We start from the raw sequence: 14,938 nt of genomic DNA, 5'->3' as shown, positions 1-14,938 counted from the left end.
CGTGAGCTCCGGGTTCGTGGGGGGGGAGGGGACGGAGTGTGAACCGGGGCGGCGCGCACGGCGCCGCCCCGGCCGGGCGTCACTTCAGCAGTGACGTGGAGCTGCCGTAGACGTCGTCGAGCACCGAGGTGTCGATGACGTCGGCGGCCTTGAGCGGCTTGCTGAGGGTGCCGGCGGCGACGAGGGAGTCGATGATCTTCTGCATCTTGTCGGCGTCGAGGCGCAGCACGCCCGTCGGCGACTCGATCAGGGGCGCCTGGATCTCGGCCGTCTTGGTCTCGGTGGCGAGGTCGAGGCCGCCGGTCGGGTTGACGTCGTCGACGACGATCGCGGCGCCGTCGGCCGGGTTGGCGTTGATCCACTCGTAGCCCTTGACCGACGCGGTCATGAACCGCTTCAGGAGGTCGCGGTGCTCCTCGAGGTTCTTGCGGGTCGTGACGATGATGTTGCCGTAGCTCGGCACGCCGAGGTCGTCGAGGTAGAGGTACTGCACCTTGAGGCCCTGCTGCTCGAGCGATGCTCCCTGTGAGGTGGCGTAGCCGCCGTACCCCTGCACCTGGCCGGTGACCAGCTGCGTCGGGTCGGAGCCGCCGGGCACGATCGTGACGGTGGAGACATCCACGCCGTTGGCGCTCAGGGTGCTCTTGAGCTGGTCGATGCCGTTCTCCGGGTAGGCGATGGTCTTGCCCGCGAGGTCGGCGGCCTTGGTGATGGGCGCGCTCGAGAGGCTCATGATCGCCATGGGCGACTTCTGGAACACCGTGCCGATGGCGACGAGGTCGGCGCCGCTCTCGACGGCCTGCAGGAACAGCGTGTTGTCCTCGTCGCCGAGGAGCGCGGCGCCGTTGGTGATCTGCTGCCAGGCGAGGATGTTGGAGCCGCCGGCGGTGAAGGCGGGCTTGATGCCCTCCGCGGCGTAGAAGCCCTGCGCGTCGGCGGCGAAGAAGCCGCCGAACTGGGTGATCTTGAGCCAGCTGAGCTGGTAGTCGACGGGCTCGAGCGAGCTGTCGGACGGGGAGCCGCCCGAGCCGCCGGCGCAGCCGGCGAGGGCGAGCACGGATGCGGCGACCGCCGCGGCCGCCGCGAGGGTTCGGGCGAAGGGTGTGCGAAGGCGGATCATGGTCACTTCCTTGGACTGACGGGACGGGAGAGGAGTGGCGCTGAGATGTGATGAGGTGCCCGCCGGTTCGGGTGTTCCCGGCGGGCTGGTCCTCATCGTCCGCGGGGCTCGGGAGCGGCCGCAATCGACAGACTGGCTCGAATGGGTGGCACAGACTTTACGAAGTGTTGTCGACATGTCGGTTTCGAGCACGTGTGGTGCCCGTAAATCCGGGGAGGACGCCGCATCCCACGGAGGGACCGTTGACGTCATGTCGTGCCACGTGCGCGTAATCTGCGCGACACAGAGCGCGTTCGCGCGGGGGCCGCGTCGTGCCCGTTCCCCGCCGCCGCGCGACTACTGGACGGTCGACCAGGCGATGTCGACGAGGCACAGGCCGTCGTCGGACGACCGGTAGAAGAGGTCGCCCGGGAACTCGACACCGCTGGCGACGCGGTCCTGCGGGAGCGAGAGGTTGATGCTCCAGTCCCGCTCCAGCGGGATCCGATCCTTCCCGTGGTCGCCGGTGAACCGTTCGGGCTCCTCGGCCGAGAGGCCGCGCCAGTCGGCCGGGTCGCGCAGGTCGAGCGAGCGTCCCTCGCAGACGAAGGATGCGGCATCCCCCGCCTCGGCGGCGCCGATCACCCGCCCGGCTCGTCGTGCCGGGCGCACGCTCCGCGTCCCTCGCCTCGGTCGGGTCATGACGCCACGCTGCCGGCGACCGGACCGCGCGGCGGGTCACCCTGCGCACGCCCCCGAGCGGTCGCCGAGTCGCGCGCAGACGTCGGCGAGCGCCGCGCGCGACTCGGCCGAGTCCGGCGACAGCTCGACGGCACGGGCGAGGGAGTCGCGCGCGGTCGCCACGTCGCCCGTCGCGAGCGCCGCGAGCCCGCGTTCGTGGGCGATGCGCGGGTTCGCGGGCGAGAGGCGGGAGGCGACGTCGAGTCGGGCGACGGCCTCTGACCAGCGGCTCTGCGCGAGCGCCACGGCACCCGCCGCCTCCTGCGCCGCCGCGGAGGCGGGCAGCGCGTCCGCGGCACGATCGGCCCAGCGGGCGGCGTCGTCCCCGGCGCCGGCCATCCCCTGCGCGAGCGCGCCGCCGAACGCACGCGCCGCGATCAGGTCGATGTCCGCGTCCCACGGGCGCCATGTCGCGGCTCCGCCGAACTGCGCGTCGGCGTCGGCGAAGCGTCCCGACAGCGCCGCGCGCACGCCGTTGAGCACGAACGCGTCGGCGACGGTCCAGCACGAGAGCGCGATCCCCCACGCCACGATGACGCCGGTCGCGACCCACCGCCACCCGGCCGCAGCGGGCTGACGTGCGACGGACTGCGCCGCGACGCCGCCGGCCCACGCGGCGCGGCTCGATCCCCCGCCGACGCCGACATCGACGCCCACACCCCGTGCCACCAGCATCCCGCCGAGCAGGGCCAGCGGCAGCAGGGTCTTGGGCGAGGTCGGGCTCGTCAGGAGGGCCAGCACGACCGCGGGGATCACGGCCAGGGCCGCGATCGTGAGGTCGCGGCGCGCGCCGGTGGCGGCGCGGGCGGCGCGCACCCCGACGATCCCGACGACGACGGCCAGCGCCGTCACGAGCGCGAGCAGGGGTATGCCGCCGGCCAGCGCGAGCTGCAGCGCGACGTTGTGCGGCGAGTCGAGGATGTGGTCGGGGGTGACGTTGCGGTACCAGTCGTCGTCGAACACGCCGGTCACGGCGTCCATGTAGCCGCTGGGTCCGACGCCGGTCCAGGGGTGCGCGACGACGAGAGAGAGCGCGTCCCGCCAGATCGTGAACCGGTCTCCGATCGTCTTGGCCGCGAGCCAGTCGGTCGCGAGCAGCCGGTCGCGCACGTCCGGGATGACGAGCATCACCGCCACGAGCACGATCGCCGCCCCGGCCGCGATGCCCAGCGCACGCCGGCGGCGGCGCGCTCCCAGCACGGCCCGCGCCGCGAAGACCACGCCGACGACCGCGGCGGCGAGGAACGCGGCCCGGGAGGCCGAGGTCACGACCGCGACGAGCGCGCCGACGAGTCCCCCCACGGCCCACCCGGTGATGATCCCGGTGCGGCGCCACGCTCCCCACCCGAGGTGCACGAGGATGCCGCCGAACACGACGCCGAGGATCCCCTGATCGGTCGCGTTCCCGGCGAGCGAGCCGGGGCGCACGAGATCGGTGTCGATGGGCCGGAGTCCGACGGCTTCGAGCAGCGCGATGCCGCCGAGCGCCAGCGCGGCGACCGCCACCGTGATCAGCATGGCGCGCAGGGCGGGAGCGGCGGCTTCCGGTCCGAGCAGCCGAGCCCCGGCCCAGACGGCGCCCAGCAGCACGACGGCGACGACGATCCCCTCGTATCGCGGGGCGCGACCGAGCAGCGCACCGAGGGAGTCGTGGCCGAACGAGGCCCCGACGAGGCACAGGACGCCGCCGGCGACGGCGAACGCGAGCAGCCACACCGGCAGCCTCCCCGCGGCGGGGGCCCACACGGCGACGGCGATGCCCGCGGTCGCGACGATCAGCACGGGCCAGCCCCACCGCTCGTAGAGGACGGGGAGCAGCAGCACGGGCGCGGCCCAGAGCAGCGCGAGGGCGATCCGGGATGCGGCGGGCACGGTCGGGGCGGGGGTGCGACGCGCGGTCGCTCCCCCGCTCCGACTCCGGCTCACGGTGCGCGACGCAGCCGCCCGGCGCCGAGCGCGATGGCTCCGCCGATCAGCAGCGCGACGGCGGCGGAGAGCGCTCCCCACGGGGCGAGGCCGCCCGTGGCGGGGAGCACGCGCGTGGGCGCCGCGCTCACGGGCACAGCGACCTGCACGGCGTCTTCGACGGGGGCGCCGCTGGCGCCGTAGGCGACGACGTGGTGCGCGCCGGCGGGCACGGATGCGGGGATCCGGAAGGTCGCCCGGAAGGCGCCGTTCGCGTCTGCCGTGACCGTGCCGAGCACGACGGGCGTCGAGTGCAGCTCGACACGCACCTGCTCGAAGGGGGCGAAGCCCGATCCCTCGATCACGACATCCGATCCGGCGACGAGGTCGCCGACCGTGCTGACGGTCGTCTCGGCCGCGCGGACGGCGGCGGTGGCGACGCTGTCGGCGGATGCCGGCAGGTAGCCCTCGGCCGCTCCGGTCACACGGACCGAGATCGTGGCTCCGAACTGCGCGGCGGTCAGCACGAGCGTGCTGCCGGTCGCGCCTTCCAGGGGGGATCCGTCGACGAGCCACTGGTAGGAGAGATCGACATCCCCGGGCGCCCAGGATCCGGAGGATGCCGTGAGGGTCGCGCCGACGCGGGTGTCGCCCGTGATGCTCGGCGTCCCGGCCGTCACGGGGCCGACGACGGGCCCGACCGGCGCGCTCGTGACGGCGGCGGCGGCGTAGCCCGGCTTCGTCCCGGTGACCGCCACGGTGACGGTCTTCCCGGCCTGGGCTGGGCCGAGCACCAGGGTCGATCCGGTGGCTCCCGCGATGGGCGTCCCGCCCGACGACCACTGGTAGGCGAGGTCGACCGCGCCCGGTCCCCACCCGGAGGCGGTCGCGGTGAGGGTCTGCCCCTGCACGGCGGCGCCGTTGATGGTGACGGGGCCGGTGACGAGGGCCGCGGGGCTCACGGTGGCGGACGCGGAGGTGCGGGTCTCGTCGAGGTAGCCGCTGCGCGAGCCGGTGACCCGGACGCTGAGCTGGCCGCCGACCTGGGCCGCGGTCGGCGTGTAGCTCGGCGCCGTGGCGCCGTCGATCGGCTCGCCGGCGAGGAGCCACTGGTAGGAGAACGTCACGGGCGAGGGACCCCAGGTGCCGGGGTCGGCCGTGGCGCGGGCGGCGACCGTCACGGTTCCGGCGATCGTCGGTGTTCCCGCGGCGAGCAGGCCGACGACGGATGCGGTCGCTCCCGAGACCGTGGTCGCGGAGGTGTACGCGGTCTTCGAGCCGGTCACCGCGACGGTGATGGTGGTGCCCACTTGGTCCGCACCGGGCACGAAGGTCGCTCCGGTCGCGCCGGGGATGTCGGTGCCGCCTGCCTTCCACTGGAAGGCGAGCGACACGTCGCCCGGCCCCCAGGTGCCAGGGGCGACGGTGAGGGTCTGGCCCTGCCGGGGAGTGCCCGTGATGGAGGGGGTTCCCGGGCTGAGGCTCCCCGGCAGGATCGAGACGGACGTGTCCGACATGACGGATGTCGTGTCGTAGAGGTCCTTGGCACCGGTCACGCGGACGCCGACCGCTGCTCCGAGATCCTCGGCCGTGGCGGTGTAGGTGGCGGAGGTCGCGCCGTCGATGGCGGTCTCTCCGCGGAACCACTGGTAGGCGAGGCTCACGGGCGCGGGGCCCCAGGTGCCGGGGTCGGCTGTGAGGGTGGCGCCGACCTGCGGGGTGCCGGTGATGGTGGGGGTGGGGGCGGTGAGCACGCCGAGCACCATGACGCAGGGTCCCCCGGTGCACGGCAGGGAGACCGCCGTGGACGTGAGGTATCCGGGTTTCGAGGCCGTCGCCGAGACGCGGATCTCGGCGCCGATCTGCGCCGTGGTGGGCACGAAGGTGGCGGACGTCGCCCCCGCGATGGGCGTGTCGTTCGCCGACCATTGGTACGTGAGGGTCGCGTCGGCGGGCCATCCGCTGGTGACGGCCGTGAGGGTGCTGCCGACCTTGGCCGTGCCGGTGATGCTGACGAGTCCCTGGCCGAGCTGCCCGGCGGTGACGGGAGGTGTCGGCCCGGTGTTCTGCACGACGTCGGGGTAGCCGGGGCGGGAGCCGGTGACGGCCACGCTGAGCGAGGCGCCGACCTCGGATGCGGTGGGCACGAAGGTCGTGCCGGTGGCGCCGGCGATCGGGGCGTCGTTGGCGTACCACTGGTAGGAGAGCTGCACGGGCGCGGGCTCCCAGGTGCCGGGGTCGACGGTCAGCGTGCTGCCGAGCGCGCTGACGCCGCTGATAACGGGGGTGCCGGGCTGGATGACGTGGTCGCCGCATCCGTCGCTCTTGAGCGTGAGGTCGGCGTCGACGCCGTCGGCGACCGTCTGCGTCGAGACGATGACGGGTGTCGCCGAGTCCTGGGTGGTGGCGCCGTCGAACCACTGCGCGCAGTAGGGGTAGGCGTCCTCGTCACCGGGAGCGGTGAAGCTGACGGTGTAGGTGCCCTCGGGAAGCCAGTACGATCCGTAGCTGGAGCCGCTCAGGTAGCTGCCGAGCACGTAGCGGCCCCAGCCCGATTGGCCGGAGATGTTGAGGACCTCGTCCCAGGTCTCGCCGCTCCACCGGTAGGCGGTCACGAGCGCCGCCATGGACGAGGACGATGGACCGGAGATGGTCCCGGTGATCGCACCGTTGCCGTAGAGCGGGAAGTCCGCCCCGGTGACGTCGGCGCCGTCGACCGTGACGGGTTGAGCGTTCGCTTCCAGAGCGCCGCCGTAGTAGCCCGCGACGTTGGCACCGTCCGGGGTGGTGCCGTTCGCCTGCAGCTCGTAGTCGCCGTTGGCGAGGTGGGAGATGGTGAACGAGCCGTCGCTGCCGACGGGGGTCATGTAGTAGCCGCGGTGGTCGGACGGGTAGACGAGGGCCGTTCCGGCGCGCAGCGGTGTCGTGATACGGCCGCTGATCGAGTGGCCGGTCTTCGCACGGATGTCGATGCCCGAGACCGTCTGCCCTTCGGCGAGGGAGACGCGGGTCGCTTCCGAGACCGTCAACGTGGAGGGCGCGAAAGTGTCGGCCCAGGGTAGCGAGTTCCCGCCCGGGAGGTAGATGTAGTAGCTGCCCGGCGGGAGCTTGATCGAATAGCCGCCGTCTGGCGTCGTGTCGGTCTGCCCCCACGCAGACGCGGAGGTGGACGCGTCGAGCGCGCGGACGCCGTACATCGCCGTCACGCTCTCGCCGTCGACTCCGGTGAGGCGGCCGGTGATGGTGGCGTATCGCAACAGCGTGGTGTCGATGTGCGAAAGGTCGGCGTCTGAGACGAAGACCTTCGGCGGCACGCTGTTGATGACGCCGCCGTAGTACTGCGTGACGTAGGTGGAGCTGCCCGAGAACTGCACGACGTAGCCGTTGGGGACGAGCCCACGGATGACGTAGCCGCCGTCGGTGTCGGTGACCGCCGAGCCGAAGCCGCGCGTCGTGCCGTACGCGTAGACCTGGATGCCGGCGACGGGCGCGTTGCTCGTGTCGACGACGCGGCCCGAGATCGAGTAGGTCAGCGAGGTCCCGGAGGGCGACGGAGACGGCGAGTACGACGGAGACGGACTGTACGACGGCGACGGCGAGTACGACGGCGACGGCGAGTACGACGGCGACGGCGAGTACGACGGAGACGGCGAGTACGACGGAGACGGACTGTACGACGGCGACGGCGAGTACGACGGAGACGGCGAGTACGACGGAGACGGCGAGCTGCCTCCGGGCACCGAGCCCGGGGGCAACGGCGACGGGCTCGACATCTCGCCCGTCTCCGGCAGCGTCGAGGTGTCGACCGGCGGATAGGTGGGCGAGGGCGGAGCCTCGGGCTGGACGACATCCGGGTCCTGTGGCGACGGCGGGTCGACCGTCGTCGACGGCGGGATGACGACATCCACGCCGGTGCGGATCTCGGCGGCGCCGATGGTCACGGTCTCGGCGTCGGCGAGCGATGCCGCACTGGGCCAGAAGCGCGTCTCGTGCTCGGAGGCCATGACGGAGACGTAGTAGGAGCCGGGGGCGAGCTCGGCGAGGGTGAAGCCGCCGGTGCTCGTCGTGGTGGTCTCGGTCGCGATGGCGCCGTCGGCGTCGAGGGCGATGACGGTCGCCCCCAGGACGGGGTCGGTGCCGTCGGTGACAGTTCCGGAGATCGAGGCCGTCGCCGGCGGCGCGCTCGGGGTGGTGGCGTCGGTCTCGGCGAACGCGGCGGAGCTCGTGCCTCCGACCACCAGCGCCGAGGCGAGGAGCGTGACGAGCCAGAAGCGGCTGCGGCGAAGAGTGCTTGTCCGGTGCCGTGCGCGGTCGGTCGGCCGACGGTTCATCTGTCCCCCAGAAGATGATGTGCCCGACGTAGCCGCCGGGGCCGGCAACCCCCACCGGCACGCTCTTCCTATCGCACGCGATGTCGCCGAGCCAAACGTTCTCCGCCCATCCCCCTATGCTGGCCCGCGTGGGGGATGGGGATCGCCGCGCGCAGCGGCTCGTTCGGCGCCGGCGGCGCGCGCTCGCGGCGGGGATCGCGGCGGCCGTGGTGGTCGCTGCGGGGGTCGGCGTCGGTGTCGCCGTCGCGCGCACCGCGGGCAGCGTGCCGGGCGAGGCCGATATGCCGTGGCCGGACGCCGGGGTCGCCGCGATCGCGGTCGACGACCGTGAGGCGTTCGGCCCCGACGCCGAGGCGGCACGGCCCATGGCGAGCCTCACGAAGCTGGTGACGGCGCTCGTGGTGCTGGATGCGGCGCCCCTGACGGCGGGCGAGGACGGGCCGGTGTACGTGCTCGACGCGATGGATGCCGCCATCACCGCGCAGGAGCAGTCGGCGGATGGCGTGTCGGCCGCGTTGCCGGCGGGGACGCCCGCGACCGAGCGGCATCTGTTGGAGCTGATGCTCGTCGCGTCGGCGAACGACGCGGCGCGGTCGCTCGCGCGGCACGTGTTCGGGGACGAGGCGACGTTCATCTCCCGTGCGCGGGTGTGGCTCGAGGCGCGGGGGCTCGGCGAGGTGACGATGGTGGATGCCGCGGGCATGGGGGCGGCGAATGCGGCGAGTTCGCGCGACCTGCTGTCCCTGGGGCGGCTGGCGATGGCTGACACGACGATCGCGTCGATCGTCGTGATGCCGGCGGTGACGAAGGATGCGCGCCTCGGCTCGGAGCAGCTGCGCAGCACGAACTCGTTGCTCGGGCGGTTCGGGGTCGACGGTCTCAAGACGGGGCACACGGATCCCGCGGGCTACACGACGCTGTTCACCGCCCCGCTGGATGCCGGGTCGAACCGCAGGGTGTTCGGGGTGATCCTGGGCGCGCCCTCGGCGGCGCAGCGGGACACGGACGCCGCGCTCCTGCTCGGGCATGTGCGCGCGGCATCCCGCTGAGGTCTCCCCACTCCTTCAGGTTCTCTTGGCCGGGGTCGTGCGAAGCTGGAACGGTCCCGCAGTCCGCAGAGAGATGGCCCGAACGTGCGATCCAAACTGATTCTCGGTGTGGCGGCGCTGGTGGTCGCAGCGCTCGGCCTCGCCGGCTGCGCGCCCGCGAGTCACACGACATCACAGGCCGCGTCCGCGTCTCCCTCGCCGACGACGGCGTGCGACCCGCGTGCCACGCCTCCTCCCCCGCCGGACCGGCCCGAGCGCACGGTCACGGTGGGCACCATCCCGCGCACGTTCCTGCTGCACGTGCCGGACGACTACACGTCGAAGCGGCCCGTGCCGCTCATCCTCGCCTTCCACGGGCACGGCAGCTCGCCGGAGCAGCTGGAGGAGTTCAGCGGGCTGGACGAGTCGGACGCGATCGTGGCGTATCCGCAGGGGACGGTGTACGACGGCCAGGCGGCGTGGCAGAGCGCGCCCTATGCGGATGGCGCCGACGACGTGTCGTTCGCGCAGGAGCTGATCGAGATGCTCACGCACCAGTACTGCGTGCGCGGGGTGTTCGCGACCGGGATCTCGAACGGGGGCGGGCTGGTGTCGCTGCTCATGTGCGCGCTGCCGGACACGATCGACGCGTTCGCGGTGGTCGCGGGGGCGGTCTATCCCGCGAGTGCGCCCTGCCGGCGCACGCAGCCGGTGCCGGTGATCGAGTTCCACGGCACGGCGGATCCGGTGATCGACTACAACGGCGGCATGAGCCACGGTGCGGCGTATTCGTCGACGCCCGACTGGCTCGCCAAGACGGCGCAGGTCAACGGCTGCACGGGTCAGGAACAGGCCAGCATCCCGCCGGATGTGTCGCGGACGACGTGGACGGGCTGCGCGCCGGGCGGGGATGTCGTCGCCTACGCGATCGAGGGTGGCGGCCACACGTGGCCCGGAGCCGCGAAGCCGAGCGGCCCCGGCGCGGTGACGCAGACGATCTCGGCCACGGACCTCATGCTCGCGTTCTTCACGGGGTACGCGGGTCGGGTGCCGCAGCCGTAGCGAAGCCGCGAACCTGACCCTCCCTGGCCCGGACCGCTACGGCGCTAGACGGAGACGTTACGGCAAGGTAAAAGTTCGGGTGGCTGGCGTCCCCTTTTCGGGGGACAAGCCGCGAAAACTCGCCACAACCCCGAGTCTTTGCGGTTCACAGGGCGTTTCACCCGCCTTTTCACCCGCTACTCTTTCGGCAAGGCATCCACACGATGACGTCAGAGGAGCCGCAGGGGATCTCGCGCCGGGAAAATCGGCGACCGTGCGGCATCCGAATACCTCACCCGCCGGACGTAGAAGAAGGGGACATTGTGTCGACCGATACTCAGGTCGATGCGACGACGGAGTCGCTGAAGGACTCGACCAAAACCCCTTCTTCGGAGCTTCCGGCTTCTCACGCGAAAGCTGCCAGCATCACCACATCCGCCTCGGCTGATCGTACGCCCGACACGTCTGCACCACGCCCCTCAGCGCCGCGCAACTGGCGCCGCTCGTACCAGCGACGGTTGTGGATCAGCGATTTCATCGCCCTGGTCTGGGTCGTGTTCGGCACGCAGATCGCCTGGTTCGGACTCGGCAATGCGCAGCTGTCAATCATCGAGGATTCGCGCTTCTCCGCGGTCTCGTACTGGTTCTTCTCAATCGGGCTCATCGTCTTGTGGATGGGCGCGTTGTCGTGGAGCGACTCTCGCAGCTACCGCGTGATCGGCGCGGGCCCGAGCGAGTACTTGCGCGTCGCCGACGCGAGCCTGCGCGTCTTCGGAGCGATCGCAATCGTGGCCTTCTTGGCGAAGATCGACCTCGCGCGCGGCTTTCTTCTGATCAGCCTGCCTCTTGGCATCGTCGTGCTGTTGACCACGCGGTGGCTGTGGCGGCAGTGGCTCATCGCGATGCGTCAGCGCGGCACGTACTCGGCTCGTGTGCTGCTGGTCGGCTCGGTGAATTCCGTTGCGCAGATCGCGCGGGAGCTCGGGCGCAACGTCGAAGCCGGCTATCTGGTCGTGGGAGCATGCAGCCCGAGCGGCAAGATCGGTGACACGGTGCCCGGCACCGAGATCCCGATGATGGGCAGCGTCAACGCCATCGAGCGGGCGATGCAGCTGACGGGTGCGGATACCGTCGCCGTCACGAGCACGGACGAGCTGCCGCCGGACAAGGTGAAGCAGATCTCGTGGAACCTGCAGGCCGGGCGTCAGCATCTGGTTCTCGCACCGAGCATCGTCGACATCGCCGGTCCTCGTCTGCACACCCGTCCCGTCGCGGGCCTTCCACTGATCCACGTCGAGACTCCGCGGTTCAGCAAGGGGCAGCTCTTCCTCAAGCGGACCCTCGACATCTGCGCGAGCAGCGTGGGCGTCGTCCTCCTCAGCCCCGTCCTCGCTTTCCTGGCGATGAGCATCCGCCTCTCGTCTGATGGCCCTGTCCTCTTCCGTCAGGTGCGCATCGGCCGCGGTGGTCGAGAATTCACCATGTTGAAGTTCCGCTCGATGGTGACGAACGCCGAGGAGCTTCTCGAGAACCTCCAGCGACAGCGGCAGGAAGAGGGCATCGACTCGGGCAATGAGATCCTCTTCAAGATGAAGAACGACCCGCGGGTCACGCCGATCGGACGCATCATGCGGAAGTACAGCCTCGACGAGCTGCCGCAGCTCTTCAATGTGATCGGCGGCTCGATGTCACTCGTCGGCCCTCGCCCACCCCTGCCCACGGAGGTCGAGCAGTACGCAACGCACGTACACCGCCGCTTTCTCGTGAAGCCCGGCATCACGGGGCTCTGGCAGGTGAGCGGCCGGTCCACTCTTTCGTGGGAAGACACCGTGCGCCTCGACCTTTCGTACGTCGAGAACTGGACGGTCCTCACCGACCTAGCGATACTTGCCAAAACCGCGAAGGCCGCCTTGGCTCCCGGAGAGTCCGCGCATTGACAGACCATCGCACGCAAGCGCATCACAGTAACTGCTCTGGCCAGCAACTATTTCCTTGTCCATTTCCCGTCAACATCATCGAGAACACGAACGATCTTCGCGGGTACGCCGACAACGACGGCGTTGGTTGGAACACTCTTAGTGACTACAGAAGCAGCCCCCACCACTACATTGTCACCCAACGTCACACCCGGCATGATCATTGCACCGCGACCGATCCACACGTTATCGCCGATTACAACGGGAGCGACCTCGACTTCATCTCCGGGTCCCACAGGATGAAAATTACTGTCACTGATCGCTACGCCGTCGCCGATCTTCGCAAACTTTCCGATGTAAATCTCCTGAACAGCAGAGATGTTAACACCCTGATTAATGAACGCATAGTCTCCGACCGTGAGGGTCGCACCTTTTGCTACGGAAATCTGGGCTCGATGTTGCACTCCCCGAAAAACCACAGACCGCCCCAGAACAAGTCGACCACTTATCGAGAGTATCGGCGGACGCCCAACAAATCTCGTCTTACCGATGGCAGAAACGCCACGCATACCGAGCAAAAAGCGAGCTTGCAAGATACTCAAAACATTCAACGTCACAAGAAAACGATAGCGCACGCCGACGCGTTGCGCTACGATTCGGCCGACCTCAGCTCCCCAACCCGAGAGTTATCACTATGACGACACGGCCCAGCGTAAAGTCTTATCTCTCCGCGCTCCTCGCCCCCAACAGATACAAGCGCCTTTCGGGCGCAGACGACACTGTGCTATCAGAAATACCCCCTCCCACAGAAGGCAATTTCACAAACCCGAGCATCTGCACTCTGGGAGAATACACGTTTCGGACGATTCGAGAGGTGAACTATCGGATCAGCCCCTGGACCGGGAAATATGTCACGAACGGCGAGCCGCTATCATCGCGAACTTGGATCACACAGATTTCACCCGAACGCGAGAAGCCCGCCTTCAGAGCATTACACCATAAGGATCGGTCGAAATATCCGATGGGCCTGGAGGATGCACGCGTGTTCGCCTGGCGAAATGAACTCTGGGCCGTATTCAGTGCCGCCACATGGGAGGACGACTTCTTAGCAAGCAAAATGATTCTTGCGCGAATTAGCGGCGACGAGATCATAAGGACGATTGAGATGCCGTCACCTCACGGATCTCGAAAAGAAAAAAACTGGGCACCTCTTATCCGCGGCGACGATCTTTACTTTATATACGACTTAAACAGCCTGGAAGTTTATCGATGGACCGGGCAAGAGTTGGAATTACACAACGAACCCAACGAAGACCGAGACGGGACCGACCGACTATCGGGATCCTCACAGTTTGTGCGCTGGGGAAAAGATGGCGGCTACATAGGAGTAACGCACACATCAATACAACGCCCCAGACGACTACTTGGCCTACCATCAAGGATCTACTTTCATAGATTCGCTTACATAGACGCCAGCCTGTCGAAGTTGCACTTATCTCGGCCATTTTTCTTTCAAAAAAGAGGCATAGAGTTCTGCGCAGGGATACTGGTAAGCGAAAATAGCATTACCCTAACTTTTGGCAGCGGCGATTGTCACGCACGTGAGATACGCCTACCTAGTACGCTCGTGTCGAATTTGCTTTGTCTTGACGGACTAAAGAAGGAACATTCATGACAATCCTATTCGCGCACCCGGGTTCTGAACTTTATGGCAGCGACAGGATGATTGTCGAAACAATTCGAGCAGCCGTGGCCGCCGGAGCCGAAGCTCACCTCGTGATACCCGATAACGGACCCCTAAAGCCGCTGGCCGAGAGTGCCGGCGCGATTGTCGAAGCAATTGACGTCCCCGTGCTGCGCAAAGAATTCATGTCGCTTAAGGGAGTTGTTCGCTTAACGCTGCGTACACTGCTCACTATGCCTCGGATTTTAAAGCTACTGCGTGCCATGCGTCCGGAAGCGGTCTGGGTGAACACAATTACACAGCCCTCATGGATGTTCGCCGCATGGTTCTGCCGGATTCCGCTAGTCGTACATGTTCGCGAAAGCGAGCACAGCGCTTCAAGACTGGTCCAGAGGCTCTTGATTGCTCCGTTAGCATTAGCGAGCCTAGTCGTAAGCAATAGTAAGTCCACTCAGGACTTCGTGAGGCAAAACATGTCTCACTTCCGCGCTCGCAAGAGAACTTACAAAGTGATCTATAACGGCAAGGAGTGGGATAGATATTTCCGTTCTGAGGCGCCGGATTTCCGCTCGCCCTTGCGGCTGCTTTTGGTGGGCCGATTAAGCCCACGCAAAGGACAAGACGTGGTGTTGCAGGCAATGAACGATTTGCATAAGAAAGGTATTGCTACGCAACTTACGTTGGCGGGCGAAGTCTTTCCCGGATACGAATGGTACCGCGATCAACTGCAACTTGCGGCTGCCGCACTACCCGCGGGGACTGACTGTCGCTTCATAGGTTTCGTAGAAGACCCTTCGTCAGTTCTCGAAGACGCAGACATAGTTTTGGTGCCTTCACGGACGGAGCCGTTTGGCACGGTGGCCGCCGAGGCGATGGCCGCGAAGCGCCCTGTCATCGTCTCGGCGGTCGACGGTCTAGTGGAGGTGGTAGAGAACGGGGTAACAGGCCTCACTTTTTCGGCTGGAGATCCAATAGATCTTGCGGCGAAGATTTCTTATCTTCACCAAAACCCGTCGGTAGCGCGTTCACTCGCCGCCTCAGGTTGGCTATTCGTAAACGAAAGTCTCTCGGCACAAGCATATGCACGTAACGTCCAAGAGGCGCTTGAGATCGTGCAGGAAGGAGGCCTCTAAGTGCGTGTTCTAATCATTAGCTTGTCCGACCCAGACAGTGCGTCACACGGAGGCACCATT

General features: G+C 68.1%; 9 protein-coding genes. 4 read left to right on the top strand and 5 right to left on the bottom strand.

Annotation, left to right across the window (positions count from 1 at the left end; translation table 11 throughout):
- Positions 1-79: 79 nt before the first annotated feature.
- The 4 genes from QE381_RS13060 to QE381_RS13045 all read right to left on the bottom strand — a co-directional run bounded on the left by QE381_RS13060 (position 80) and on the right by QE381_RS13045 (position 8,076).
- Positions 80-1,120, bottom strand: a complete 1,041-nt coding sequence (locus tag QE381_RS13060) for an ABC transporter substrate-binding protein (RefSeq protein WP_307218803.1) — start codon at positions 1,118-1,120, stop codon at positions 80-82.
- Between the two features lie 336 nt (positions 1,121-1,456).
- Positions 1,457-1,801: a hypothetical protein gene (locus QE381_RS13055; protein ID WP_307218801.1), complete on the bottom strand. Its 345-nt coding sequence runs from the start codon at positions 1,799-1,801 to the stop codon at positions 1,457-1,459.
- Between the two features lie 36 nt (positions 1,802-1,837).
- Positions 1,838-3,766 (bottom strand): O-antigen ligase family protein, encoded by a 1,929-nt coding sequence (locus tag QE381_RS13050; RefSeq protein ID WP_307218799.1) that lies wholly within the window; start codon positions 3,764-3,766, stop codon positions 1,838-1,840.
- Complete coding sequence (locus tag QE381_RS13045; protein WP_307218797.1) at positions 3,763-8,076, bottom strand: carboxypeptidase regulatory-like domain-containing protein; 4,314 nt, start codon at positions 8,074-8,076, stop codon at positions 3,763-3,765. The genes QE381_RS13050 and QE381_RS13045 overlap by 4 nt, the downstream gene beginning before the upstream one ends.
- A 128-nt stretch (positions 8,077-8,204) precedes the next feature.
- Between QE381_RS13045 and QE381_RS13040 the strand changes: the two genes are divergently transcribed.
- The 3 genes from QE381_RS13040 to QE381_RS13030 all read left to right on the top strand — a co-directional run bounded on the left by QE381_RS13040 (position 8,205) and on the right by QE381_RS13030 (position 12,082).
- Positions 8,205-9,125, top strand: a complete 921-nt coding sequence (locus QE381_RS13040; protein ID WP_307218795.1) for a D-alanyl-D-alanine carboxypeptidase family protein — start codon at positions 8,205-8,207, stop codon at positions 9,123-9,125.
- Between the two features lie 84 nt (positions 9,126-9,209).
- The gene (locus QE381_RS13035; RefSeq protein WP_307218793.1) at positions 9,210-10,166 is read left to right on the top strand and encodes a PHB depolymerase family esterase; all 957 of its coding nucleotides are present in this window, start codon (positions 9,210-9,212) and stop codon (positions 10,164-10,166) included.
- Positions 10,167-10,468: 302 nt separating this feature from the next.
- On the top strand, positions 10,469-12,082 hold the full coding sequence (locus QE381_RS13030) for a sugar transferase (RefSeq protein ID WP_307218791.1): 1,614 nt from the start codon (positions 10,469-10,471) through the stop codon (positions 12,080-12,082).
- Between the two features lie 47 nt (positions 12,083-12,129).
- Here QE381_RS13030 and QE381_RS13025 read toward each other — a convergent pair whose 3' ends face one another.
- Positions 12,130-12,696, bottom strand: a complete 567-nt coding sequence (locus tag QE381_RS13025) for a DapH/DapD/GlmU-related protein (RefSeq protein WP_307218789.1) — start codon at positions 12,694-12,696, stop codon at positions 12,130-12,132.
- A gap of 1,036 nt (positions 12,697-13,732) precedes the next feature.
- On the opposite strand from QE381_RS13025, the gene QE381_RS13020 reads away from it, so the two are divergent.
- Positions 13,733-14,878 (top strand): glycosyltransferase family 4 protein, encoded by a 1,146-nt coding sequence (locus QE381_RS13020; RefSeq protein WP_307218787.1) that lies wholly within the window; start codon positions 13,733-13,735, stop codon positions 14,876-14,878.
- The last annotated feature ends 60 nt before the right edge of the window (positions 14,879-14,938 follow it).

Origin of the sequence: Microbacterium sp. SORGH_AS_0888 (assembly GCF_030818905.1) — a bacterium.
Lineage (GTDB): Bacteria > Actinomycetota > Actinomycetes > Actinomycetales > Microbacteriaceae > Microbacterium.
The sequence above is the reverse complement of the archived record's forward strand: the minus strand, read 5'-3'. Positions and strand labels throughout refer to the sequence as shown.

Coding starts and splice junctions, on each gene's coding strand:
- QE381_RS13060 (WP_307218803.1), bottom strand. CDS start 1,120: ATGATCCGCCTTCGCACACCCTTCGCCCGAACCCTCGCGGCGGCCGCG.
- QE381_RS13055 (WP_307218801.1), bottom strand. CDS start 1,801: ATGACCCGACCGAGGCGAGGGACGCGGAGCGTGCGCCCGGCACGACGA.
- QE381_RS13045 (WP_307218797.1), bottom strand. CDS start 8,076: ATGAACCGTCGGCCGACCGACCGCGCACGGCACCGGACAAGCACTCTT.
- QE381_RS13020 (WP_307218787.1), top strand. CDS start 13,733: ATGACAATCCTATTCGCGCACCCGGGTTCTGAACTTTATGGCAGCGAC.